21 protein-coding genes are annotated in these 22385 nt (G+C 65.9%); 3 read left to right on the top strand and 18 right to left on the bottom strand.

Features of this window, described 5'->3' with window-relative positions:
* Positions 1 to 12: 12 nt before the first annotated feature.
* Genes DI605_RS19245 through DI605_RS19230 form a run of 4 tightly spaced genes read right to left on the bottom strand, consistent with a single transcriptional unit; the run spans position 13 to position 2154 of the window.
* Entirely contained in the window at positions 13 to 648 is a 636-nt protein-coding gene (locus DI605_RS19245) for a hypothetical protein (protein ID WP_293977037.1), read from the bottom strand.
* Between the two features lie 11 nt (positions 649 to 659).
* Positions 660 to 884, bottom strand: a complete 225-nt coding sequence (locus DI605_RS19240) for a hypothetical protein (RefSeq protein ID WP_293977035.1) — start codon at positions 882 to 884, stop codon at positions 660 to 662.
* Positions 881 to 1489 (bottom strand): hypothetical protein, encoded by a 609-nt coding sequence (locus tag DI605_RS19235; RefSeq protein WP_293977033.1) that lies wholly within the window; start codon positions 1487 to 1489, stop codon positions 881 to 883. Before DI605_RS19235 ends, DI605_RS19240 begins: the two co-directional genes overlap by 4 nt.
* Before the next feature lie 29 nt (positions 1490 to 1518).
* Positions 1519 to 2154 carry a hypothetical protein gene (locus DI605_RS19230; protein WP_293977031.1) on the bottom strand — a complete coding sequence of 212 codons (636 nt, stop codon included), beginning with the start codon at positions 2152 to 2154 and terminating at the stop codon, positions 1519 to 1521.
* A gap of 375 nt (positions 2155 to 2529) precedes the next feature.
* On the opposite strand from DI605_RS19230, the gene DI605_RS19225 reads away from it, so the two are divergent.
* Positions 2530 to 2781, top strand: coding sequence for a helix-turn-helix transcriptional regulator (locus DI605_RS19225; protein ID WP_293977029.1), 252 nt, complete (start codon positions 2530 to 2532; stop codon positions 2779 to 2781).
* A gap of 30 nt (positions 2782 to 2811) precedes the next feature.
* Here DI605_RS19225 and DI605_RS19220 read toward each other — a convergent pair whose 3' ends face one another.
* The 6 genes from DI605_RS19220 to DI605_RS19195 all read right to left on the bottom strand — a co-directional run bounded on the left by DI605_RS19220 (position 2812) and on the right by DI605_RS19195 (position 12385).
* The gene (locus tag DI605_RS19220; RefSeq protein WP_293977028.1) at positions 2812 to 3324 is read right to left on the bottom strand and encodes a hypothetical protein; all 513 of its coding nucleotides are present in this window, start codon (positions 3322 to 3324) and stop codon (positions 2812 to 2814) included.
* Positions 3325 to 3359: 35 nt separating this feature from the next.
* Entirely contained in the window at positions 3360 to 3815 is a 456-nt protein-coding gene (locus DI605_RS19215; protein WP_293977026.1) for a hypothetical protein, read from the bottom strand.
* 143 nt (positions 3816 to 3958) lie between these two features.
* Positions 3959 to 4921: a phosphoadenosine phosphosulfate reductase family protein gene (locus tag DI605_RS19210; protein ID WP_293977024.1), complete on the bottom strand. Its 963-nt coding sequence runs from the start codon at positions 4919 to 4921 to the stop codon at positions 3959 to 3961.
* Between the two features lie 2 nt (positions 4922 to 4923).
* Positions 4924 to 5853, bottom strand: coding sequence for a zincin-like metallopeptidase domain-containing protein (locus tag DI605_RS19205; protein WP_293977022.1), 930 nt, complete (start codon positions 5851 to 5853; stop codon positions 4924 to 4926).
* Between the two features lie 125 nt (positions 5854 to 5978).
* Positions 5979 to 8060 carry a ParB/RepB/Spo0J family partition protein gene (locus DI605_RS19200; RefSeq protein WP_293977020.1) on the bottom strand — a complete coding sequence of 694 codons (2082 nt, stop codon included), beginning with the start codon at positions 8058 to 8060 and terminating at the stop codon, positions 5979 to 5981.
* Positions 8061 to 8185: 125 nt separating this feature from the next.
* Positions 8186 to 12385, bottom strand: coding sequence for a strawberry notch-like NTP hydrolase domain-containing protein (locus tag DI605_RS19195; protein WP_293977018.1), 4200 nt, complete (start codon positions 12383 to 12385; stop codon positions 8186 to 8188).
* 197 nt (positions 12386 to 12582) lie between these two features.
* On the opposite strand from DI605_RS19195, the gene DI605_RS19190 reads away from it, so the two are divergent.
* Positions 12583 to 13032 (top strand): DUF6530 family protein, encoded by a 450-nt coding sequence (locus tag DI605_RS19190; RefSeq protein ID WP_293977016.1) that lies wholly within the window; start codon positions 12583 to 12585, stop codon positions 13030 to 13032.
* 48 nt (positions 13033 to 13080) lie between these two features.
* Here the strand turns inward: DI605_RS19190 and DI605_RS19185 are convergent, their stop codons facing one another.
* The 6 genes from DI605_RS19185 to repC all read right to left on the bottom strand — a co-directional run bounded on the left by DI605_RS19185 (position 13081) and on the right by repC (position 18505).
* On the bottom strand, positions 13081 to 13959 hold the full coding sequence (locus DI605_RS19185; protein ID WP_367120076.1) for a toprim domain-containing protein: 879 nt from the start codon (positions 13957 to 13959) through the stop codon (positions 13081 to 13083).
* Between the two features lie 162 nt (positions 13960 to 14121).
* Positions 14122 to 14565 carry a hypothetical protein gene (locus DI605_RS19180; RefSeq protein WP_293977012.1) on the bottom strand — a complete coding sequence of 148 codons (444 nt, stop codon included), beginning with the start codon at positions 14563 to 14565 and terminating at the stop codon, positions 14122 to 14124.
* A gap of 207 nt (positions 14566 to 14772) precedes the next feature.
* The gene (locus tag DI605_RS19175) at positions 14773 to 15096 is read right to left on the bottom strand and encodes a single-stranded DNA-binding protein (RefSeq protein ID WP_293977010.1); all 324 of its coding nucleotides are present in this window, start codon (positions 15094 to 15096) and stop codon (positions 14773 to 14775) included.
* A gap of 15 nt (positions 15097 to 15111) precedes the next feature.
* Complete coding sequence (locus DI605_RS19170) at positions 15112 to 15759, bottom strand: hypothetical protein (protein WP_293977008.1); 648 nt, start codon at positions 15757 to 15759, stop codon at positions 15112 to 15114.
* Between the two features lie 250 nt (positions 15760 to 16009).
* Positions 16010 to 16960, bottom strand: coding sequence for a replication initiator protein A (locus tag DI605_RS19165; RefSeq protein WP_293977006.1), 951 nt, complete (start codon positions 16958 to 16960; stop codon positions 16010 to 16012).
* Between the two features lie 177 nt (positions 16961 to 17137).
* The gene (repC, locus tag DI605_RS19160; protein ID WP_293977004.1) at positions 17138 to 18505 is read right to left on the bottom strand and encodes a plasmid replication protein RepC; all 1368 of its coding nucleotides are present in this window, start codon (positions 18503 to 18505) and stop codon (positions 17138 to 17140) included.
* Positions 18506 to 19079: 574 nt separating this feature from the next.
* On the opposite strand from repC, the gene DI605_RS19155 reads away from it, so the two are divergent.
* Positions 19080 to 19328 (top strand): helix-turn-helix transcriptional regulator, encoded by a 249-nt coding sequence (locus DI605_RS19155; protein WP_293977002.1) that lies wholly within the window; start codon positions 19080 to 19082, stop codon positions 19326 to 19328.
* 105 nt (positions 19329 to 19433) lie between these two features.
* On the opposite strand, the gene DI605_RS19150 is transcribed toward DI605_RS19155, so the two are convergent.
* Together DI605_RS19150 and virB11 are read right to left on the bottom strand one after the other, a co-directional pair.
* Positions 19434 to 21347, bottom strand: coding sequence for a type IV secretory system conjugative DNA transfer family protein (locus DI605_RS19150; protein WP_293977000.1), 1914 nt, complete (start codon positions 21345 to 21347; stop codon positions 19434 to 19436).
* A 13-nt stretch (positions 21348 to 21360) separates the two neighbouring features.
* Positions 21361 to 22383 (bottom strand): P-type DNA transfer ATPase VirB11, encoded by a 1023-nt coding sequence (virB11, locus tag DI605_RS19145; protein ID WP_293976998.1) that lies wholly within the window; start codon positions 22381 to 22383, stop codon positions 21361 to 21363.
* Positions 22384 to 22385 lie beyond the last annotated feature (2 nt).

The following is a 22385-nucleotide window of genomic DNA, read 5'->3' as shown; positions in this document are numbered from 1 at the left end:
CCTCGGATCGTCTCAAACGGCGGATAATTTTGTAGCCCATAAATAAAGGGTTGCGGTGAGACGAGACACCATCTGCAAACATAACAGCCAGCAGCTCGATTTGGGCGGAAGGGGCAGACCGGCGTCGATGATCCGCTGCTCGCAGCGTGGACGGTCCCACATCCATTCCCGCAGCGGGTAACGATATGCGTAGCGGGGATCCTCACAGCCAATCGCATGGTGATAGCGCTGCGTATCCCGCGCTGAGGCGTCGTAGCCGATCAGTTTCACAACCCGCTCGCCGGCATCCCAGCACCGCCGCGCCGGCTCCCATTCCGCCGTCCAGGCATCCTGCGCGCTCGCTTTCCATTTCTGCGAACAGGACCCGCGATTGAACACGACGCTGGGCAGGGTCGCGTTGGTCAGCATGTTCTCGGCAATGGTCGCGTAGGGCGGCCAGTGCTTGAAGTTGCGGGGCCGATACCGCACGATTTCCGACGGAATGCCGCGGTCGGCCATCCACTGTCGGAAGATGGGAATGAACGCGTAAGTGCCGGCTTTCTCCGACCCGGGATCGGCGAACAGCACCATGTCGAGAGGCTCGCCGCGTTGGGCAAGTTCGACGATCATGGCCGTCGAATCGACGCCGGCGCCCCAGGCCGCGATCACGGGGGGCCGCGTCATCGCTCGGACCTCGGGACCAGCGGCGCCGGCAGCGCCAGCCATTCGAGCTGATCATCGGCGATCGCCGGCGCATGCGCAGCGGCATCGGCCTCGCTGAAGACGGTGGCGTTGAAGAGCGGCCCGTAGCCATAGTCCGCAGACCAGAAACTGAGGCCGTGGGTCGGATCGCGCGTCGCGAGGACGAATCCGTAGGTGCCATCGACGGCGGCGGAGGCGGTCACGACGTTGCCTCGGCCGGCGAGACGGCCGGATTGATCAACCGATAACCGCGCTTGCGGAATGCGGGGACGCGGCAGAGTACGCGCGTTTCGGGGTCGCGAAAGAGCGGTACGCGGCCCTTCGGGTTGGCGACGACCTCGAAGCGTGTGCGTTCGCGTCCGTCGCTGAAGCGCATCGCTTCTTCGAACACGATCGTCTGGCCCGGCCGCGGCGTCGGCTTCGCCTGGCGGAGCCTGTTCTGAACAAGATTGGCGCGACACCGCGCCCGCCAGGCGAGCGCATAGTCGCTCTGGGTTTCGGTAAGGAGATCTAGAAGACGCGCGGGACAGTCGCTCTCGTGCGGCCCCATATGCTCGGTCATGTCCTTGTAGCCGAACGTACAGCCGTCGCGCGCGCCCGTGCTCGTGCGGGTCAGGCAGACGATCGCGAAGACTTCGCGACCGCTGGCGGCCTCGATCCGCTCGGCCGCGGCATAATAGGTGCTGCCGACCATCGATGACGCGAGCACGGCAAGACGATGATCATCGCGCGCGTAAGTGAACTGCGCATCGAGATAGGCGCGCGCAGTCGCGTGCGCGCCCATATCGCGGATGAATAGCCATCCCATGATGGTGTCCTTTCGGGTTTCGGGAGAGATCAGGCGGCGACCGCAAGGACCGCTCGACCGACGCCGCCGATCGTCTCGGCGACCCGGTGCGAAAAAGCGGGCGCATCGAGCAGCTCGGCGATCGGTGCGTGATGGACCTTGCCGGCGGGTTCGCCGCGGACGCAGCGGTTGAAGCTGACCTCGCTTGCGGGAAGGAAGCTCCGCGGGACGACCCGGATGCCTATGTCGGAATGGCGCAGTTCGCTGGTTCCGTCCTCGCGGTCGTTGCCGAGCGCGGTCGTGATCCGCGTGGTGGCCGGGTCGAGTCCCATTGCCTCGGCGAGCTGGGTCAGTGCGCGGCGCGCCTGATAGTGGAAAATGCGTTTCGCCGCTGCTTCACCGCTGAGGTCATGGCCTGCGATGTCGAGCAGGGCAGGGGTTGCCAGCACGGCGGCACGATCGGCGACGCACCTCAGGCGTAGCGCGGCGGCTTCCGGGGCCGACCGTTCGGCGACGTCGGCGAGATTGCCGATCAGCAGGATGACGGCCGCATCGCGCGCGACCGGCTTGCCGGCACGTCGGCAGTCGTCGACCGCGGCATTCAGGGCGTGCAGCGCGGCCGGCAATGTCTCGAGTCCGTCCGGCGCGAGCGCTTGATTATGGCGGTAGGGAGTGTCGTAGAACATCGGCTTGGCTCCTCCGGGCGCGAGATGCGCCCGCCCGGGCCAAAGGCCTCCTCTCCTCTATTTGTCGGCGCACGGCGGCTCGATCGAGCGAGCGCGCGGGTCAGTAACGGAGCGAACCGCGGTCGAGCGGCGCGATCGATGCTGGCGTTCGGCGGCAGCGCCCGTTAGCGATATGGACGCTGCAGCGATGCAGTCGGGGCCTTGAAACCTCGCAGAACGAGAGCCGGTTCGATTCGACCGGGTGGCGGACGCGTATGTCCAGGGCCACCCGGCCTAAAGGCGTTCGCGCCTAGCTCGTTCTAGGTTTCAAGCACCCGGTTCCGAAGCGACGACGCGCCCTTGAGGCGCGTCGCCGGCTTCCCGATCGGAGGCGTCATGGGCAACCAAGAACCAGAAATCGAAGAGCGCGCCGACCGGGTAGCAGCCCGCGCGTTCGGTCGATGCCTCAAGCACAAGCGCAAGGACGCCGGTCTTACCCGCGCCGATCTGTCTCGGCGGGCGGGTATCTCCGCATCGTACCTCGCCAGCATCGAACGGGGCAGCGCCAACCCGACCCTCGATACGATGGTGAAGTTGGCCGACGTTGTCGGCAGCGGTGTCGCGGAGATGCTCTCTCCGGGTACGTAGTTCCGGAAAGCGCCGCCAAAAGAGCCGGCGCTATTTCCCGACGCGGAGCGGTGGGATCACGATGTCGGCAGCGGCGAAGTGAGCGTGAATGTTGTCGATGGTCGAAAGCTGCTCGATCGTGGCGAGGTCCACGAGAATGCGATCCTCCTCGTCGGCGATATAGGATCGGGGCTCGCCGTCGCCCTTGAACACCACGCGCTCGGCGCCCCATTCGCCGCCATAGGCACCGGACCAGCGCGCGAAGGGCAGGGCGTTTGCCGCACAAAAGGCCTCGAGCTCTTCGAACCGGCCCCAAGCAACCTCGTGCGCCATCAGTTGGAGCGGATCATCGCCCCGGAGTTCGGATTCGGCAAACTCCGGCCCGTCCCATTCGGTCGAGAGCCCCTCGCCGACGACCAGGGCGATGAAATCGGCAAGGAGGGCGGCGGGGACGGTGCCGCCGATCGTGATTGTCGCTGAAACACGGTCTGCCATTGTGAGCTCCTGTCGATGAAAACTAGCTGGCGGAAGAGGGTCGGGCGTCTCGCCCGGGGTCTGCGCCACCACAGGGGCGTCAGCAGCCTCTTCTCTCTCGGAGTTCAGGTCGGCGAAGGAGGGGCGGTCAGCACAGCCGCGAACGAAGCCGGCATCGCGACGTTCGTCGGGGCGGCGGCGAACATCGGTGCGACCTCGTCGGGGCGATAGCCGGCAAGACCGCAGCCGATCGGGGTGAGTTCGAACCGCGCATCGGGATGCGCGCGCGCATGATCGAGGAACGACTCGACGTGCATCCGGATCGTGCTCAACGGCAGGACGCAAAGCCGGTGGTCCTTGGTGGGGATCGCATAGGCATCGCCCTGACGTCCGACCCCGCGACCGTAGATCGCGCCGCGATGCTGCCGTGCCCAGAGGGCTGCGCCCTTGCCGTGGCGCCCTGCTAGGTTGGATCCGAAGACGAAGATCGGCGTAGGCATCGGGCGCTCCTGGTTGGACTGCCATGATCGGCGGTAGGCCTCCAACAAAGCCGCCCGGTCGTCCCGCAAGGTCACCGCCACGGTCGGCGCAGGCGGACCGCAGGGGAACGGCGAAGCCGTTGACGGCGCGGGGCGGGTGGCAGTGGGAGAGGACCTAGCCGGTGATGGTGGCCCGACCGCAATGCGTAAATCGACCGTCGGGCTGCTGCCGACGTTGGAAAGCCTCAGGTTGGACCGGCTGCGTCGCCGAACGCGCCGGCGGGCAGTGACCACGGCGTCAGGATTATCGGCAGACGCCATCTCGCATCCTCCGCTTGGGCGAGCGCGTCGGGATGGAGGGTCGCGGCGGGAAACGGATGTCCCCGTTCGGCGAGCCGATCGAGATCGAGAGCGCGATGGATGCTCTTCCCGGTTGCCGCCTCGCGTCTGCGAATGCGGTCGAAAGCGGCAGGAAACAGCAAACGGATTGTCGCCCACTGGTCGGGCGATCCGAAAATGCAGGTCCGACACGACAATCGGCCCCAGCCCAGGACATAGGCCGGGTGCGGTCTGATCGCCGAGGACGCGATCATCTTCCAGACCCGCGCCTCGGTCCAGTCGTGGATAGGACGCCAATGTTCGACGGCGCGGGCTGCCGTCGCGGTGCGGTGGCGTTCTAGGCGAGCGTAATGCGCGCGCGCCGGACTTTCCTCGGCGCGCTCGCCGGTCACGACGAGTGTGCGGCCATCGAAGAAGCGGTTCTGATTGCGGATCGCAGCGGCGAGCACGTCGATCTTGAGCGCCGGGCTGCACCAGCGGACGCGAAGGTCGGCGGACGTCTGCGGGAACAGGCCGCGCGTGCCGGCTCGGCCGAAACCGCCGGCCCGCCCGATGCCTGTCGGGGTCTCGAACCGGATCGGTGCCGTCGAGGTCCCATTCCGATCGAGCTCGCGCGCGAACCCGCCCTCGCGCCACGAGAAATAAACGGGAATGCCGAGATGGCCCGCGATCGCGCCGACATAGCCAGCGGTGCAAGGCCAATCCATGAAGCTTGCGCCGCGTCCGTCGACCTCATGATGGTGGAGCTCGATGGCGTCGGTCGGAACGCCGATGTCGAGAAGGTGGAGCAGCGCGGCGAGGCTGTCCTTGCCGCCACTGAAGGCGACGACGATGCGCCGGTAGGCGCGCAGATCCGGGTCGGCGGACACGACTACGCGGCCTCACGGACCGGCTCTTTTGCGGGCGCGTTATCCGCAAGCCCGGTGGCGCGCAACAGGAAGCCGGCGGCCGCCTCGGCCTTCGCGGCGGCGGTCATCACCGCCCGACTATCGCGCTTCAGAACGCGCAGCCACGAGCCGATATAGTTCGCGTGGTCGTCGAGATGGGCGGTGGGAAGCGCCAGGTCAGCGCCGAGCAGCGCTGCGGTCATTTCCGCGCACATCTCCTCGAAGGCGTAGGCGTCGTCGCCGAACTTCTTCCCGAACTGGCGATCGAGCCGATCGGGGTGGCCGGTCCAATGCCCGGCCTCATGGGCCAGCGTCGATGCCCAATAGGCGCGGGTCGTGAACTGCTCGACTGCCGGCATCGTGATCGTGTCGGCGATGCGGTCGTAGAACGCACGATCGCCGCCGATATGGACCGTCGCCGGCAGGCTCGCGACGAACTGCCGGGCGCGCTCCGGCAGCTCGTCGGCCGGAGGAACGACGCCGAGCCGGGACGGGCGAAAACGCTCCGGCAGACCATCGATCTGATCTGCATTGAACACATTGTAGCTGCGCAGGACGCGGCGCGTCTCGTCAACGACGTCGCCGGTCAGTGGCGCTGCCACTGCTTTGCTGTAGGTTTTGTAGAAGATCGCGATCTGCGCGCGCTCGCCTTCGCGAACCTGACCACCCAGCGCCTGCGCCTGCTTGTACGTCATCCAGGTGCGCGCGTTATAACCCGCGCTCTCGGCGACGAGCCACAGCCAGAAGCAGTTGATCCCACGATAGGGTTCGCCGGTTGCGCGCAGCGGGCGTCCGCCCAGCCCCGGTCGCCATGGCTTGACCCAGGGGCGCACCCCGGCCTCGAGCTTCGCGATGATCGCATTGGTGATGATGTCGGCGGGCGACGGCTTGTCGGCGGCTTTGGCCACGATCATTCTCCTGGTTGGAAAGAGGCGGACCGGATCGCGGCGCCTGGGCGCGTGTGCGAACGGGTCACGAAAAAGAGGGCGACACTCCCGAGAGAGTGCCGCCCCAGTCGCCTCGAACGTGGACCGGAAGATCAGGCCGCCCGGCTGAAGTCCTCGTCGTCATGAGAGGCCGATGCGTCGTCGTCGCCGGTGAGTTCGGCGTCGTCGGCCCCATCGTCGTCCTGCTCGACGTCATCCTCGGCCTCGTCGGCAACGAAGGTGGAATGCGCCCGGACGCGCTCGGGCTTCTCCTGCGCGTCGAACCGCATCGCATCGGGCAGCCACGCGATCGCCTTCTCGCGGATTTCGGCCTCGACGATGCCTTGGCCGTTGCACAGCGACGCGCAGGTGCTGGCGAGATCGGCCTTCTTGGCGTCTTTGTATCGTCCGCGCAGGATGGGTCCGCCGATCTCCTCGAGCGCGTCGAGCATCAGCCCCTTCTTCACCCGGCCGAAGAAGTTCTCCGCGGTCGGACGCCACCAAGCCGCGACCTCGATCCCAAGCGTTCGCCCGAGATGGTCGTGGAAGCCGTTCACGCGGCCGCCCTCGGCGACGTTGAGCGTCGGCTCCAGCGTCTGCGCGATCGCGTAGGCAACCCACGCCCCCCGCGCCTGCTCGTCGAGGCCGCGGAACGCATCGAACCGCGCCGACATCGTCGGATGCCCCGCCCAGCCGGTGTCGAGATGCTGACGCTGATCCTCGATCGACTGCGATGCCTGCGATCCTTCGTCGCGGAACGTGAGGATCGGCATCGCCGCCGCACCCGCCTTCAGCGTCGAATGATCGCGGACGTAGCTGGTCGCAAACAACACTTCCTGCGCCATGAGGAAGATCGTCAGGTCGAGCGCGATCGCCGGGTCGCTCGCTAGGTGCGCGACGAGGATCTGGCGACGCTGGGTGGCGAGTTCGTCGACGAGCGTCGCGCTGAGCCGTGCACCCTGCTCGCCCTCATCGTCATTACCGGTATTACCGGAATTGCCGCTAAGCGACGTCGGGGGTGTCGATGGATCGACCACCGGCTTCTCGCTGAACAACCGGGCATGCACCCGCGCTTGTCCGTCTCCGCCGATATACACGAAGGTGCCGAGCTGCGCCTTGACGGAGGGATCGATCGATTTGCGGGCGTCGTCGATCTCGTCGAGCTCGCGCTCGATCGCGTCCAGCCGGTCGTTCGCCGATTCCGCTTCGGGCGTGCCCTCGACGAGCGAGGTTTCGAGCTGTTCGACGAGATTGTCGTTCTCGCTCGAGAGGTCGTCGACGCGAAGCTGCTCCTCGTCGGTGAGCGCCCGAGCCGTCGGATGGAACTCGTGCAGCTGCCGCTCCAGGTCGTAGGGCACGTTGGTGGCGGTGATCGGAGTCACGAACGCGAGGCCCTGTGCCTGCGCGAATTCGGCCGCCGCGACCTCGAGCTTCTTGCCAGCGAGCTCCTCGAGCAGGTCGACGTCGGTCCAGCTTTCGTCACCGGCTTCCTGGGCGAAGAGGTCGCCTTCGATGCGACCGCCTGCGGCGATATACGCGTCACGCCCGACGAAACGCGCCTTGGCGTCGTTCGCCTTCACCGTGCCGTTGAGGATGGCGCGGCGGATGTTGTCGGGCTGGTTGCCGTAATACGCATGCTTCATCTGTTCGAACACGCGGGTCTGGCGGTCGGTATCGGCGGTGACGGCGTAGGCCTGTGCGACGCCCAAGCTGATTTCGCCGGCGCCGAGCGCCTCGAACACTGCCGGGGCGAGGTCGGCGAGCCGCAGGCGCTGCTCGACAAAGCGGACGGTAACCGCCTGCTGGATCGCGACCTGCTCGACCGTCATGTCGAACTGGTCGATCAGGATCTTGAAGCCGAGGCATTCGTCGGCCGGGTTCATCGGCGCCCGCTGGCGATTCTCGGTCAGGCTCGCGCCGACCGAATTGGCGCCATCGTCGAGCACCAGGACCGGCACCTCGTGATCGGCGGGGAGCGCGCCCTGCTCGATCAGGAGCTGGATCGCCCGCAGGCGACGGCCACCGGCCTTCACCGTGAACGTGCCCGCCTTCTTGAGCGGGGTGACGATCAGATTCTGCAGGAGCCCTTGCGCCGCGATGCTCGCGGCGAGTTCGGACAGGCCCTGCTCGCGGTTGCGCTTGCGGACGTTGTCCTTCGAGAGCGAGAGGTTCTTGACCTTCACGGACTGGATCATCGGTCTTCTCCGTCTGGGATAAGCGCGCCGCATCGAACGGTCACGCGAGCCTGTTGGTCAGGCCCACCAAGCCGAAGGCGTCCTCCCCTCTCTCCGGCCTAGCGAGGGAAGGTGCCGGTGTCGGCTCAAGCGGTGAGGCGTTCGATCACCGCGGCCGCGCTGGCGACCGGGACAAAGAGCCGGGTCTTGTGCTGGATGATCTCGGTGAAGCATCCCGCGGCTTTCAATTCCGCCAGACGCGTGTGCGGCCAGTCGAGGAGCTCGAGGCGTTGCTGGCCGGCGACGAGGCTGCGCTTCAGCCGATAAGCACCGACCGGGCTGGTCTCGCCGGTGGTCATCACGTGCTTCGCGCTCTCCTCGCCCGAGACCGTGATCGCGGCGTCGATGCCGAAGGCGGCGGCGAGCTTGGGCACGATCGGGGCGGGCACCAGCCGGCCTAGGAAGGACTGGCCATCGTCGGTAGTCAGTCGCCAGACCTGGACATGATCGTCGGGCAACCGGTCCCAGACGGGGAGAAGGAGTCCGGCGACGAGATAGATGGTGCTCGTGCGGGTCTTGTCGCTGAGCTCGTCGACCTCGGCCGACCAGAACGCGGCGAACTCGTCCGCGCTCGCCTCTTCCCACATCGTCTCGAGAAGCAGGTCGCGGCGCATCCGCTCCGACCGCGTCGGACGGACCAGCTCGTAACGGCGAATGATTTCGCCGTCCTCGTCGGTGAGCGAATAGGTGCTGCACCGGATCGCAGCGCGCCCCGATTTGCGATTGACCATGGGTCGGGCGTCGTCGTCGAGCATCTGCAGCGCGCGCTCGAGTACGAGCGGCCGATAGCGTTCCTCGGTCTCGAGCTGAAGGATTTCGGTCTCGGCACCGCTGACCGGATCGCGGCGGATCACCGTGCGATCGAGGATGGTAATGCGCTCGGCGGAAATGCTCTCGACACCGACGTCGAGCGTCCCGGCCTCACGCGCCGCTTCGACCCGCGCCTCGATCAGCCCGAGATATTCGTCGAAGACCGCGTTCTGAAGCGCGATCCGCAGCGCGAGGATGCGATTGAGCCAACGCTGGATGGGTGGCAGCTCCTCCTTCAGGCCGCCGCCCTCGCCCTCGAGCTCGAGTCCGGTGAGGCGCTGGAAGTCGTCGAAGGTGACCGAGCGCAGCTTGCCATCGGCGAGCAGGCGGAACCAGGTCTCGAGCGCTTCCTTGGCGTAGTCGCTTTCGAGATTGTCGCGCGGGTCGAACAACCCCTGGCCGCCGGTCTGGCGCTGGCCGCGGGTCAGCGCGCCGAGGCTGTCGAGCCGGCGGGCGATCGTCGAGATGAACCGCCGTTCGCCGCGGCAGTCGGTCGAGACGGGACGAAACAGCGGGGCCGACGCCTGATGGGTGCGGTGCGTGCGGCCGAGCCCCTGGATCGCGGCATCGGCGCGCCAGCCCGGTTCAAGCAGGTAATGGATGCGCCGCGCGCGATTCTCGGCGGTAAGGCTGGCGTGATAGCTGCGGCCGGTGCCGCCCGCGTCGGAGAAGATCAGGATCTTCTTCTCGCCGCGCATGAACGCGTCGGTCTCGGCGAGATTGGTTCGCGGGCTGCGATTTTCGATGCGCTGGCGGCCGACCATGTCGACGATGATCCGCCGGCTCCGTCCGGTCACTTCGGCGACGGCGCTCGGGCCGAAATGGCCGATGATATGATCGAGCGCGGAGCCGACGATCGGCAGCGCGCCGAGCCCTTCGAGCATGGCGTCGCGCATTCGCAGCGCCTCCTGGCAGAGGACCGGTCGACCATCCTCGTCGATCATCGGTTCGGACCGGGTCTTGCCGGTATCGTCGACGAACGTCTTCATCTGGCGAACCGGGAAGGCGGCGGTCAGATAGTCCATCAGGAATTCGCGCGGCGAGAGCTCGATGTCGAGATTGGCACGGTCCTCGGCGCCCAAGCTGGCGAGCGCACGGTTGAGCATCGCCTCGGAGGTCGAGACGAGCTGGACCACGACGCTGTCGCCGCGGGCGAGATCCGCGCGCATCGCTGGGATCAACGATGGCAGCTTCATGCCGATCAGGAGCTGGCCGAAGAAGCGCTGCTTGGTCGATTCGAAGATCGACAGCGCCGCGGCCTTGGCACCGCCGTTATAGGTTTCCTTCGAGAAGCTGTCGGTGATCCGGGTAGCGTCCAGCGCCGCGCGCAGATTGGCATGGATGATCGCCCAGGCATCGGCATAGGCGTCGTAGACCGCGATCTGGTCGGCGGTGAGCCGATGCTCGAGGATGTCGTATTCGACGCCGGCGAAGCTCAGCGCGCGAGCCGTGTAGAGACCTTGCATCTTGAGATCGCGCGCGATCAGCTCGAGCGCGGCGATCCCGCCGCGGCGCAGGCTTTCGACGAACGCCTTGCGGTCTGCGAACGCCGTGCCGGGTCCCCACAGCCCCAACCTGGTCGCATAGGCGAGGTTGTTGACGTCGGACGCGCCGGTCGCAGAGACGTAGAGCACACGGGCACGCGGAAGGAGGTTCTGCAGGCGGACCCCGGCGATTCCCTGATCGGAGCCGTCCTTGGTGCCGAAGCGACCTTCGCCGCCGGCGACGCCCGCCATCTCGTGTGCCTCGTCGAACACGATCATCCCGTCGAACGCATCACCGAGCCAGTCGAGAATTTGACGCAGCCGGGTGCCCTTGTCGCCGCGATTGGAGCGCAGCGTCGCATAGGTCAGGAACAGCACCCCTTCGCCGGCACCGACCGGTGTGCCGAGCTTCCACTGGTTGAGGTGCTGGATGTCGAGCGCGAGACCGCCGACCGCGATCCAGTCGCGCCGCGCATCCTCGAGCAGGGTTTCGGTTTTGGAGATCCAGACATGGCGGCGACGGCCGCGCAGCCATTGATCGAGGATGATCGATGCGACCTGACGGCCCTTGCCGGCGCCGGTGCCGTCGGCGAGGAAGAAACCCATGCGGTAGGGGTTGCCGGCATCGTCGGGGGTCAGCGACAGCCCTTCCTCGGCGGGCAAGAACCGTCCGGGAAGATCGCGCTCGAATGCGTCGCCGGCATAGACCAGCGTTTCGAGCTGGGCGTCCGAAAGAACCCGACCGTCGACGACGCGGGCGGGCAGTTGCGGCCGGAAGGACGGCCGCGGTGCGGTGATCGATCCCATCGCGATCGATTCGACGAGCGGGGTTGGATGCTGCGACGCGCAGCCGATTGCGATCCGGCTGGGGCGATAGGGCAAATAGATGCCGACGGCTTCGGCGACCGGGGCGGCTTCGCCGAGGATCGTGTAATCGACGTCGCGCGCGGCGATCGCGGAAAACGGTCGGGGGAGCGGGGCGGAAAGCCGCGTCCGAGTGCTCAGGCCGCCGAGCAATGATGGCGAGTTCGTCCGCACGGGCGGTGCGGGCACGACAGTCGCGGGGCGGGGCGCCATCGCGTGGACAAGGGCAGTCGCGAGCGTATCGCAGATGACGAGATCGGCGTTGCCCGTTACGCCCTTCTCGAGGACCATGATCTTCACCGCTTGGCCGGTGCCGTGCTTGGCATAGGCATTGGCGGGGAGCAGCAAATGCAGAGTGAGCCCGCAGCCCTCCGTCGCTTTCGCCCATGCCCGGCTCGTTGTGTCGGTTCGATCGGGGAGGACGGCCGCGCAGCGGCCGCCGGCGGAAAGCCGCAGCAGCGCCGAACGCAGGTGGCGATAGGCAGCGAGCGGGTCGGCATGGCGACCAATGCTGCGTGAGAAGGGCGGATTGATCAGCACCGCCGACACCCGGAGGCCCGGAGCGAGGAGATCGTCGATCAGCTCGGCATCGTGGCGGGTCACCGCGATGTCGGGGAAGGCGGCCTGGAGCATGTCGGCGCGCGCGGGATCAAGTTCGTTCAGAACCAGGCGCGCACCGGTGCGGCGCGCGAAAGCGGCGAGGAGGCCGGTTCCCGCCGAGGGCTCCAACACCAAGTCCGCTGGCATGATGCGTGCAGCGAGCGTCGCCAGATAGGCGATCGGGGCGGGCGTCGAGAATTGCTGCAGCGCGATCTGCTCCTCGCTCCGCACGGTGTGCGTCGGCAGACCTGCGACTACGTCGATCAGCGCGGCAAGGCAGGCCGACGGGTCGGCGGGAAGAGGAGCATCTTCGAGATGGAGCACCTGAGCGAGCTCGAGCACGTCATAGGCATCGCGCAGCGTCCAGCACCCGTCGGCGGCCGAGCCCCCATGAGCCTGCGCCATCTCGCTGAGCAGAGTGTCGCGAGAAACGGTTGCGTCTGCCGCGATCGCGGCGGCGATCGTCCTGGCGGCAGAGAGAGCGGGAACGCTGAAATCGAGTTCGAGAGCTGCGGCTGACGTGCGCATCGAGGGCCTCCATCGTGTCGCCCGGCGCTCATCGCCGGATCAACAGGCCGGAGGCCTCCCTCTCCTCTAGTCCGGCTCGGTATTTGGGCGCGGAGATATCGTGCATCGTCGATGCAGGCCGTCGGTAGGCGGGCGCACCGAGCCTTGACGCGCAGCGAGCATCTACTACATTTTACTACATGTTAGTAGGAGGTAGTATGGTAACTAAGCAAAAGTCGTTTCCCCACCAGATCGCGCATTCGCCGGTCTATGGCCTGAGCTACAATGCCCACGACCCGGATCGCGAAGGAAATTCCGACGCACATTGGCTCACGATCGGCTGGTCGCAATGGGACGAAAACGAACCGGCGGCCAAGGTCGTGCGGCATTCGGGCCAGCGTTGGTCACGCCAATCCGAAGAAATTCCCGTGGCGCGGCTGGTGGACCTGACGACCCTCCTGGCGAAGGTCTATGAGGGAAATGCCGACGACATCGAGTTCAAGGCTGGCTTCTTCGAGAACCAATCGAAGGACGTAACCATCAAAGCCAAATCGCCAAAGGCGCGCGTGTCCCTCGCGGCGGCCCTGCATCGCGACCCGAAGCTGCGTCGTCGGTTGGCAAACCTCGCCGACGTGATGATCGCACTTCGCGCCGCCAGACAGGTTTGAGCAGCGGATGCGGATCGGCACGCGGCACCCACCGCTCGAAGGGATGGTCTAGCCATCTTCGGAAACCCGATCGGTACGGCGCCGGGCACGCCAGGCATCGTTCCAGTCGTCATGATGCTCGGGAATACGCGGGACCAACTCGCGGCCGTTGGCGGTGAGATGATCCCGGGCCTTGGCCAGCAGTCGCTCCGCTGCGCGGCCGCGATCGGCGAATACGATCACGCGCCGGACCTTTTCCGGGATCGCCACGAAGGCGAGACGCTCGACCCCGCCCAGGGCCCAGGTCGGCGTGCCGAACCATTCCGTCGCGGAGCGGGCATCCTCGATGCCTTCGGCGAGCCCCAGCTCGTCGGTCGCCGGCGCGAGCCGGATCGCGGCCGTGCCGAGCAGCCCGAGCGAAACCTTGGGCTTCGGGATCGGCTTGCGCAGCAGGTCGTCGGGATCGAGGAAGGTGCGCTGGACGGCGACCAGGCCGAGATCGTTCTCGACCGCGGCGATCATCGCCGGCATGATCCGTTTCGCCGATCCGGAGCCGAGGATCGTCGTGGGATTGAAGCGCAGGCAGCGCGGGAAAGGGCCGGTTAGCCCGCGCGCGATCAAGTAGCGCTCGGCGAGCGTGTCGGCGATCGGCACGCTCGCCTTCCAGAGTCGCGCCGCGAGTGCGCTCATATCCCGCTTGGGTTTGGCTTCCGGCATCGTCATGTTCGAGCGGTCGTGAAGTCGCCGGCGTTCTAGCGCCTTCATCACCTCGACCGGCGTACAGCCGGCGAAGCAATGAAAGAGAATGGCGGTATCGCCGAGGCGGACCGACAGGCTGGGCGAGCTGTCATCGTGCGCTGGGCAGCGGCATTCACCGCGGGATCCCCGCCAGACGCCGCCGAGCGCCTCGACAATGGTTTTCGCGCGGATCTCTGCGTCAAGCGGCAGTCGCGCCATCGCGATCGTCCTGTGAGTCTGGTAAATATCCGTCACATCGTCCTCCGGCACCATCGCACCGCAAGGCAACCGCATCCTCCCCTCTCGGAGGATTGGTCGCCGCGACGACAAGCGCCCGGCGGCGCCGTGAGGGCGGCGCATTGAGGCTGTTGCTCAGCCATAGCGGCCAGTGAAGAGATCGCCGAGCGCGCGGCGGCGAAAGACATTCCACCAGCGGCGTCGGCGGTGCTCGACCGCATCGTGGAGCATGTGACATCGCGGGCAAAGCGCGGCGAGGTTGCGCCAGCGCGGACCGCTGTCGGTCGGATCGTGATTGAGATGGGCGGTCGCAAGATAGACCGGCCGCCGAGTGAGTCTGATGGCATCGAGCGCGACGAACGACGGCGCCCGGCGTAGCAGGCGACCGCGCCCGTCCCGCCAGGCGCGGGCATCGGCATCCCACCAGACGCCATCGGCACCGATGAGTTGTGCCACGCGCCGCCCATGCGGCCGCCGGCACCGCTCGCACCGCCCGCCGGCGCGGGTGAAGCGCACGATCCGGCTGATCTCCGGCCAGTCGATCGGATAGAGCCAGCGATGTTCGGCGCGGATCGGCATAACGCGATTTTGAGTCGTCGCGCCCGAGAACGAAAGGAGAAAGTTCATCGGCACGGACGATTTTGACGACCGACCGCGACGAAGGAACGACGCCCGGTCGATCCCGAAAGCGAGGATTGTCACCCGGAAGGGCAGAGATCGCGCATTGAATCGGTCGCGGCGCAGCGGCGATGGAGCCATGCCGCAGGCCGCCGCTCACCCGCGTCATCAAACCTCCTCTTTGTCGCCCCTGGCGAGGATCGAGAAGGTGTCGGCGATCAGCTCGGTCCGATAGGCGACGTCCGTCCCTTCACCGTGGCTGCTCTCGCGCACCCGCCCGGTGATATGGACGAGGTCGCCCTTTCCCGCGCCCTCGACTTGGCTCCCGACGTTCGAGAAGCAGACCACGCTGTTCCAGTGCGTGTCGGTCTTCCACTCGTCACCTTCGCGACGATTATAGTTGGCGGCCACGCTGACATAGGTGACGCGCTCGCGCGCATTGATTTTCCCGATCCGGCCAATGATGCGGAATTCGGCGATATTCTGGGGCATCACAGTCTCCTTCTTTCAGGTTGGGGGAATTTCCTGCGTTCGGTCGCTCGCCAGTTCTGCGTGACGGAAATGGTATCGCGCGACATTCTCCGGGGTAGCGTAAGTTCGGTAGGCGGTCGGCCAATCGTGGCTGATGGCGCGTTGCGCGGTCACGAGCGGCACACGATGGGTGCAGACCAGTCGCCACAAGACATAAGCCAGGACGTTCTTGTCGCCCGCGGTCGCCGCGCCATGCCGTGGCTGGAGCCACAAATTTCGCGACGCGAGCGGTGCGCCCCCGATCGAGATCGGGATGAGGTGATCGAGCTCGTAATCGCCAAACTGCTCGCCGGGATGCTCGGTGGTCATCAGCCGGCGCTTGATCGAACCGGTGATCGAATAATCGGGCCTTGCCGAGCGCGCATAGCCGGGGCGGCAGATCGTCGTCTCGATATTGGCTTGCGTGACGCCGGGATCGGTTTCGCCCGGCGTTCCCGCTGGTGGCAGCATCGACGCGGTGGCGATCGGCAGGATCGGGGTCGAGAGCGATCGGGAGAGGCCGGTCACTGCGTCGCAAAGCGAGGCGACACCGGACAGGTCGCACGCGCCGCCCTCCCGCGGCTTGCCTCCGGCCTGGCCGGAGCGCACGCCATGAAAAGCCGCGACCGCGCCGAGGAGCGCCATGCCACCGAATATCGCCCGACCCCTCACGAGCGAGGACCGGGGGCGGTGGTCGCGACACGTCGACCGGCTAGGGGCAACCTCGGCAGCACAGTCCAATATTACAATATAGCACGATAATGGACAGCGTTATTTGAGGCGTGATGCATACGCGGTTCTGGCGCGGCCGCGGCACACGGCACGCTGGGCTTCAGACGCGTAGAGCTCAGTGGATCGCTGATGATCCCAGCCTATAGCCGGGCAGGGACTCGCCTCAGGCGGCTTGGGCCTCGATGACACCCGAGACAGGCGTCCGACCGCGCGGCGTCAGCACCACCACGACGTCCCGCGCTGCGATACGACGGCCCCGCGTGTCGTAGCGGATTTCGCTCGGCTCGACCTCCTTTAACGTCATCTTGTATTCCGGGAGGGCGTCGCTCGTCTCGACTGCTTTCAGATGCTGTTTGAACTTGGAGGGCGAACTCGTCGAGCCGACCTTGAGCGCCAGCGCGTCGAGCGGGATCTCGATCGCGTCCCCGTCGCAGTGGCAATGGGCGATCTCGTAGATTCGCCGCTCGATCGTGCCGAGCCGGAAATAGTCGTGATGATAATGATAGATGTGGCCGTCGAGCTGGATCGCACGGTGCAACCAGGGGCACAGCCGCACCTTGACGATGCGCAGCGGCCCCTGCTCGCCGTTCGGCATCACCGCATATTCAGCGGTCGCTTCCGACAGCCAGGAGAACCAGCCCTTCTCGATCTTCTGGCCGGTCTGGATGTTGGTTTTGATCTGGGTGCCCTGAAGGCGCTCGAGCGCGTCTGTGAAACGGTCATAGTCGCGCTTCGACGGCCGACCGACCCCGGTGATGCGGAAGAAGTCGTGGGCAGTGAAGGTGAAGTTCTGATCGACCTCTTCGCCGCGGCCGATCGCCTGCGCCATCAGCGACGCGACGTAGAGGATGATCTCCTTGTCGTACATCGTGGCGATGCCCGTGGCACTCGGGCGGATCTGGATGCTCAGCTTCCCGATCTTGAACTCGAGTTCCTTCTCGACCGGTATCTTGGAAAGCGCGAAGAACGGAAAATCCATGACGCTGCGTTCGCCGCGAACCTTGCCGTGGAGCGGACTGTCGGGCTCGAACAGGTTGCCCTGTCGCAGGATGATCGCTTGTTTGCTCGCCATGCCGGTCCCCTCGGCAACCTGAATCTTCGGATGGTCGATCAATAACCGGCTTTGCGCTGCGATACATCCATCGACCGCGACGTTATGCCCGAAAGCACGAGTCTTTCGCCCCATCCACCGCTATCGCCCCGCCAGCGTAACCATCCACGCTCCCGGACACCGTTCCCGACTCGTGCTTTCGGGTAAATCGTCTTGCCCGGGTGCTCATGGTGGGTGCTCTCATCGCCGATCCGACGACGATCTGCCCGAAAGCACGAGCTGTCGCGAGAGGGCGCGGCGGGCCAGCTCGCCGACCGACCGGGGCTCGTCGCCGCCGGCCAACACGCGCATCGCCATCGAATGGCGCTGGTCCTTGAGGCCGTGGAAGGTGCGACCGAGATTGAGCTCGCCCTTCGCGGCGCGCTGGCTCATGCCGCGAAGATAGGCACCCGGCCGGTCGACCTCGCCGGCCATGTGCTTGCGGACGGTGGCGATAACCGAGGCGGCCGCGCCGCGCTGACCCATGAGACGGCAGGCCTCGTGCCAGGCATGGCGGTGGATATGGTGTCGCTCGGCCAGTTGTTCGGCGAGATGGATCAGTTCTCCCCAGCCCGGACGGCCAAAGCCGAGCGTACCGCAGAGCTCGGGGGTAACGGACTCGATAAAATCCGGATCGACGCCGTGTTTCGCTAGGTCCTCCTCGACCTCGCTCGGGGCTTGATCGCGGAGGGCGGCCTCATTTCTCCTACTTCTTTCCGCCGAGCCGTTACTTGTAACTGCTTCAGCAGTTTGGGGTTTGTTTGTAGTTGTAGAGTCGATGCAATCAGCATCATGCGCGGGTGCATTATAATGTGAATCGCTGAGGTTCTCGTCGGTTTCAAGCACCGACAAAGCCTCCACAATACGGGTCTCCAATGCCCGGCTACGTTGCTCGAGCTGCTCGACGCATCCGGTAAGCAGGGCGATGTCGCGGACGTTGCGCATTTGCCTAGCGCCGCTCTGCGCCAGTGCCAGCTCTTCGTCGGCGCCGGTGCCGGCGAGCTGCTGATCGAGCGCTGTCTGCGCGAGTGAGGACGTCCGGCGCCGGGCGGCGGTGAGGCGGCGCTTGAGGCCATCGACCTCCTCGTCCTGGCGCGCGCCGCGCTCGGCAACGGCTTGGAACTCTGCGATCCTGGTCCCGATCGGGCTGAGGACGATGCCGTAGGCCCATTTGATCGTGCCGTCGGCCGCGCGCACGCCGCCACGATGGCCGTTCGGGCTGTCCTTGTGGCTGATCAGGCGCAGCGCGACCGCGCGATCGAGCAGGTTCTGGACCTGGCGGACTTTAAGGCCGAGCTTGCGCGCGAGCTTGTCGTTGCGCGGCCACACGATCGGCGTGGTCGCCGGTCGCCAATCGTCCGGCTTGGTCCAGGCGAAGAGCGCGTCGATGAGCTGGACGATCCCGGGCGGCACGTCGAGGTAGGAGGCGGCGCGCTTGAACGCGGCGAGCGCGTGACCCGGCCCGGCGCCGTCCGGCAGGCCGCGAAACGCCTGGGCGAGTTCGTCCGCCTTGGCGGCGGCGCCGTCGAAGCGTCGAAATCCGGCACCCGGATGAGAGGCATAGGTCATCGTTCGGTAACTCCCCTTTAGGAGCCCGTGCAGACACAGCGCATCGTGGCGCGGATCGCGCAAAATGGCTTGAAGGGATCGGGAAGCTCAGCTAGGTATCGACTGCAACCTCGCCCCTAGCGGGCAACCCGAAAAGCCCGGCCTCGTGCCGGGTTTTTCATGTCGGCTCGGCGTCTCCCTCGCACTTCGTTGTATCGTCGAGGCGTGCGGTCTCGTCCGACAGCGAACCTTTTCTTCCGCCGGACGATGACGATCGCCGAATCGGGAAGAAGCCCGCTACGCCATGGTTAAGCACTGCCGGCCGGCCTGACGCCGACGAAGGCTCGTGCTATCAGGCAGATCGAGGCAGGAATGCTCGTGCTTTCGAGCATACCGTCTCGGAAATCCGTGCGCGCGACTCGTGCTATCGGGCAGATTGTCGGTTCACGCCGCAGTTTGTGAGCGCGAGCATACTCGCGGGGGAGGGCGCCACGAGGTACAAGGGGATTCTGGGTGCCAATTGGTCCATTTTGGCTTAGATTGTTTCGGGGGTAGCACGACGGAGCGGAGGCACCTCTGGGGGGAAAGCTGAAACATGCCCAAAACCATAGACTTGGAGGACTATGTTCAGCCCGTCGCTCGCTTGTTCGGCGAACGCCTCAAGCAACGCCGCCAAGCCCTGGGCCTGACACAGATACAAATGTTCGAGCGCACCGGCATCACCGCCGCCTATATCTCATTGATCGAACGCGGGCGCGCGAACCCGACGCTCGACATGATGGTCAAGCTCGCCGAGGCGGTGGAAGGCGAAGCATGGGACATGATCCGGCCAGCGCCCAGCTGAAGCGGCTCGACCTTTTCCCAATCATCGCCTCGTATTGAGTATCGAAGGAAACGCTGGACGGCGCGGTACTCCATCACGGCGGTTTCCCGCGTTGCGCCGCGGTCGTCACGCAGCGGACTCCCCGACGGCGACGAGGTGTTCGAACAATTTCCTAGTGCGCTCGGCTGGCACCGCTGCCTTGGCGGCGTCGATCGCGGCTCGATTGAGCCTTCGCATCGCTTGGTCGCCTGCTGCAGGCGCAACAGCGTCGCCAAACGAGTGAGGGCTACCGGCCGACCTGAATTCGGCGTCATCGGACTCGACAGCGGCGATTACTCGTAGACTATTGTGAGCTACTGCCGGGTCGACGCGGATCGTCGCCATCACAGGCGGTGCGATCTTGGTGCGTGCGATGAGCTTTTCCTCCGCGAAGTAGCGGACTTTCTTGCCATAGGTCGCGTACATGCCGCGCCGAAACACGATCATGTCGTTTTCGGGCAGCATCTCGACCTCCTGCGGCAGCATCAGCGGCCGTCGCTGGTCCGACAGCGACGTCGATCCGCCTCCGCCGCCCCAGGTGCCCATCGAGCGCGAACGCGACTGGAACGTGTAGGTGCCGAGCTGATCGGAGATCTTCTTGGCGTCCGACAAGCCCGCCGGGCGTAGCACCAGCCGCACCGCACAGTTGCGCTCGATGTCGGCCGCGACCTTGTCGCCATAAACGCCCTGGATTTGCTCGATCGACTGGAAGGCGGGAAGAAGCCGCAGACCATATCCCGCCACATAGCTGAACGCCTGCGCCAGGACCGAGCATTTGCCGAGGCTGGCGAACTCGTCGAGTGCGACGAGCACCTTGATCTGGTGGCGGCCATCCTTCGGCAGCTCGCGGACATTGCGGTCGATCAGCTGCTGGAACAGCAAGCCATAGATCGGGGCGACCCGCTCCAGATCGTCGGGCGAGACGCCGAGATAGAGCGAGATCCGCTTGTCGCGGAATTCGCTGAGGTCGATGTCGCTCTCCGACGTCGCCGCATCGACATAGGGGTTGAGCCAGGCGTTGATCTTCGCGGTGACCGACTGCCGGATCGAGGTGAAGGTGTTCGGCGAGGCGGTGGTGAAGTCGCGCAGCGCCGAGACACACCCGCCCGACAGCGGCTTGCCAGCCTGTTCGCGTTTCCAGATGATCTTGGGGAAGCGCTTGGCGGCGTCGCCGGCGGCGAACTGTCGGTAGACCTCGCCCATGGTGAAGGGCAGGGCGTCCGGGCCGTCATCGACCGTCGCCGCGACATAGGCGGCGACCCCGAGAAAGGCGGTGCGGGCGCTCTCGGCCCAAAAATTGTCGCCCGAGACCGGATCGGGAAACAGCATCATCCCGATCTTCTGAAGCTCGTTGATGACGGCGACCGGATCGCGACGGTCGATATAGCTCAGCGGATTGTAGCGAGCGGTGTTACCCTTGGGGTCGAGCGGGTTGAACAACACGACGCGCTGCCCGAGCACCGAAAGCCGATAGCCCGCCGTGTTGTCGTAATTTTCCTGCTTGATATCGAGCACGACGAGCGAGTCCGGCCAGTCGAGCAGATTGGGGATGATAACGCCGACGCCCTTGCCGGCGCGGGTCGGCGCCTCGAGCATCACATGTTCGGGACCGTCGAACCGCATGACCTTGCCCCCGAACTTGCCGAGCACGATGCCGGTTCGACCGAGCAGTTTGCCTCGGCGCACTTCGCCGAGCCGCGCCCAGCGCGCCTCGCCGTGGAGCTTCTGGCGGGTGAAGAGCGTGGCGACGATGATGGCGATCGTCAGCACCAGCCCGATCGCGAACCCGATCAGGAACGGCCGATAGACGATCGGATAGGATTTCAGCGCCCACAGCGCGGCCGGTACTTTTCGCCACGGGGTGCCGGCGCTCAGGAGATGCGCTCTCCAGAGTACCGCCAACGCGCCGACCGCCGCGCTCGCCACCAGCCCGATCAGCGCCAGGAAGACGATGGCGCCGGGCTGCGAGCCTTCGTCGCTGCGGACCCACTTCCCATTCACGACGCCGGCCCCCTCACTCGCGCGGCTTGCCGGCCGGATCGAACCACACTTCGGTCATGCGATAGCGCGCCGGTTGCCCGGCCGCGGGTGGAAGCCGATCCATCTGCACCACGATGTCGACGAGCGAACGCAGCAGCGCACGGATGTCGTGGCGATCGAGGTCGTTGCCGCCTTCGGACTCTTTCACGAGGAGCGTCAGCTGCTCGAGCGCGCCCTCGGCCGTATTGGCGTGGACGGTGGTGATCGAGCCGGGATGACCGCTGTTGACGTTGCGCAGATAAAAGAAGGCGGTTCCGTCGCGAAGCTCCTGCAAGAGGATGCGGTCGGGCCGCATCCGCAGTGCGGATTCCAGCAGCTCCTTCGCGCCCGCTTTCTGCAGGCCCTTTCCGTCCTTGGCGTACATCATGTGGACCCGGTTGCGCTGCGGGACGACGAGCTCGCGCGTGTCTTCGATCGTGAGGATGCGCTCATATTCGGGGATCAGCTTGATTAGCCCCTTGGAAAAGCTCGTCTTACCGGACCCGGTCGCGCCGGAGATCAGGATATTCTTGCGAGCTTCTACAGCGAGCCGGAAGAACCCCTTCCAGTCCCCCGCCGCGCGCAGCGACTGGAGCCTGGTATCGACCTTCTCGTGCAGGCCTTTTGCCCGCACTTCGCTGAACAGCCCGGCACGCTCGAAATCGTCCAGGTTCATGGTCACGCCCGATGCCTTACGGACGGTGATCGAGATGAACCCCTGCTCGACCGCCGGTGGCACGACGACCTGCGCGCGCTCGCCGCCGGGCAGGACCGACGAGACGATCGGATATTCGGCATTGACGTCCTGCTTGGTGAGGCCGGCGATCAGCTTCGCGAGCGTCATCAGCGCGGCATTGTCGAGTTCGGGCTCGTCATGCCATTCCCAGCCGTCGCGCGTCTCGAGCCCGATCGTACCGGGCTCGTTGATGACGAGCTCGGTCACGTCGGGCCGTTCGAGGTGCCGCGTGATCGGCGCCGCGTTGTGAGCGTAAAGCAGCGACGCGGAGCTCGCCGCCATCG

The sequence above is a fragment of the Sphingomonas sp. genome (assembly GCF_003248515.1).
In the GTDB taxonomy this organism is placed as follows: Bacteria; Pseudomonadota; Alphaproteobacteria; order Sphingomonadales; family Sphingomonadaceae; genus Sphingomonas_I.
This window is presented reverse-complemented; position numbering and strand designations above follow the sequence as displayed.

Coding starts and splice junctions, on each gene's coding strand:
- DI605_RS19235 (WP_293977033.1), bottom strand. CDS start 1,489: ATGGGATGGCTATTCATCCGCGATATGGGCGCGCACGCGACTGCGCGC.
- DI605_RS19230 (WP_293977031.1), bottom strand. CDS start 2,154: ATGTTCTACGACACTCCCTACCGCCATAATCAAGCGCTCGCGCCGGAC.
- DI605_RS19225 (WP_293977029.1), top strand. CDS start 2,530: ATGGGCAACCAAGAACCAGAAATCGAAGAGCGCGCCGACCGGGTAGCA.
- DI605_RS19205 (WP_293977022.1), bottom strand. CDS start 5,853: ATGATCGTGGCCAAAGCCGCCGACAAGCCGTCGCCCGCCGACATCATC.
- DI605_RS19200 (WP_293977020.1), bottom strand. CDS start 8,060: ATGATCCAGTCCGTGAAGGTCAAGAACCTCTCGCTCTCGAAGGACAAC.
- DI605_RS19195 (WP_293977018.1), bottom strand. CDS start 12,385: ATGCGCACGTCAGCCGCAGCTCTCGAACTCGATTTCAGCGTTCCCGCT.
- DI605_RS19190 (WP_293977016.1), top strand. CDS start 12,583: ATGGTAACTAAGCAAAAGTCGTTTCCCCACCAGATCGCGCATTCGCCG.
- DI605_RS19180 (WP_293977012.1), bottom strand. CDS start 14,565: ATGCCGATCCGCGCCGAACATCGCTGGCTCTATCCGATCGACTGGCCG.
- DI605_RS19175 (WP_293977010.1), bottom strand. CDS start 15,096: ATGCCCCAGAATATCGCCGAATTCCGCATCATTGGCCGGATCGGGAAA.
- DI605_RS19170 (WP_293977008.1), bottom strand. CDS start 15,759: ATGGCGCTCCTCGGCGCGGTCGCGGCTTTTCATGGCGTGCGCTCCGGC.
- repC (WP_293977004.1), bottom strand. CDS start 18,505: ATGACCTATGCCTCTCATCCGGGTGCCGGATTTCGACGCTTCGACGGC.
- DI605_RS19155 (WP_293977002.1), top strand. CDS start 19,080: ATGCCCAAAACCATAGACTTGGAGGACTATGTTCAGCCCGTCGCTCGC.
- virB11 (WP_293976998.1), bottom strand. CDS start 22,383: ATGGCGGCGAGCTCCGCGTCGCTGCTTTACGCTCACAACGCGGCGCCG.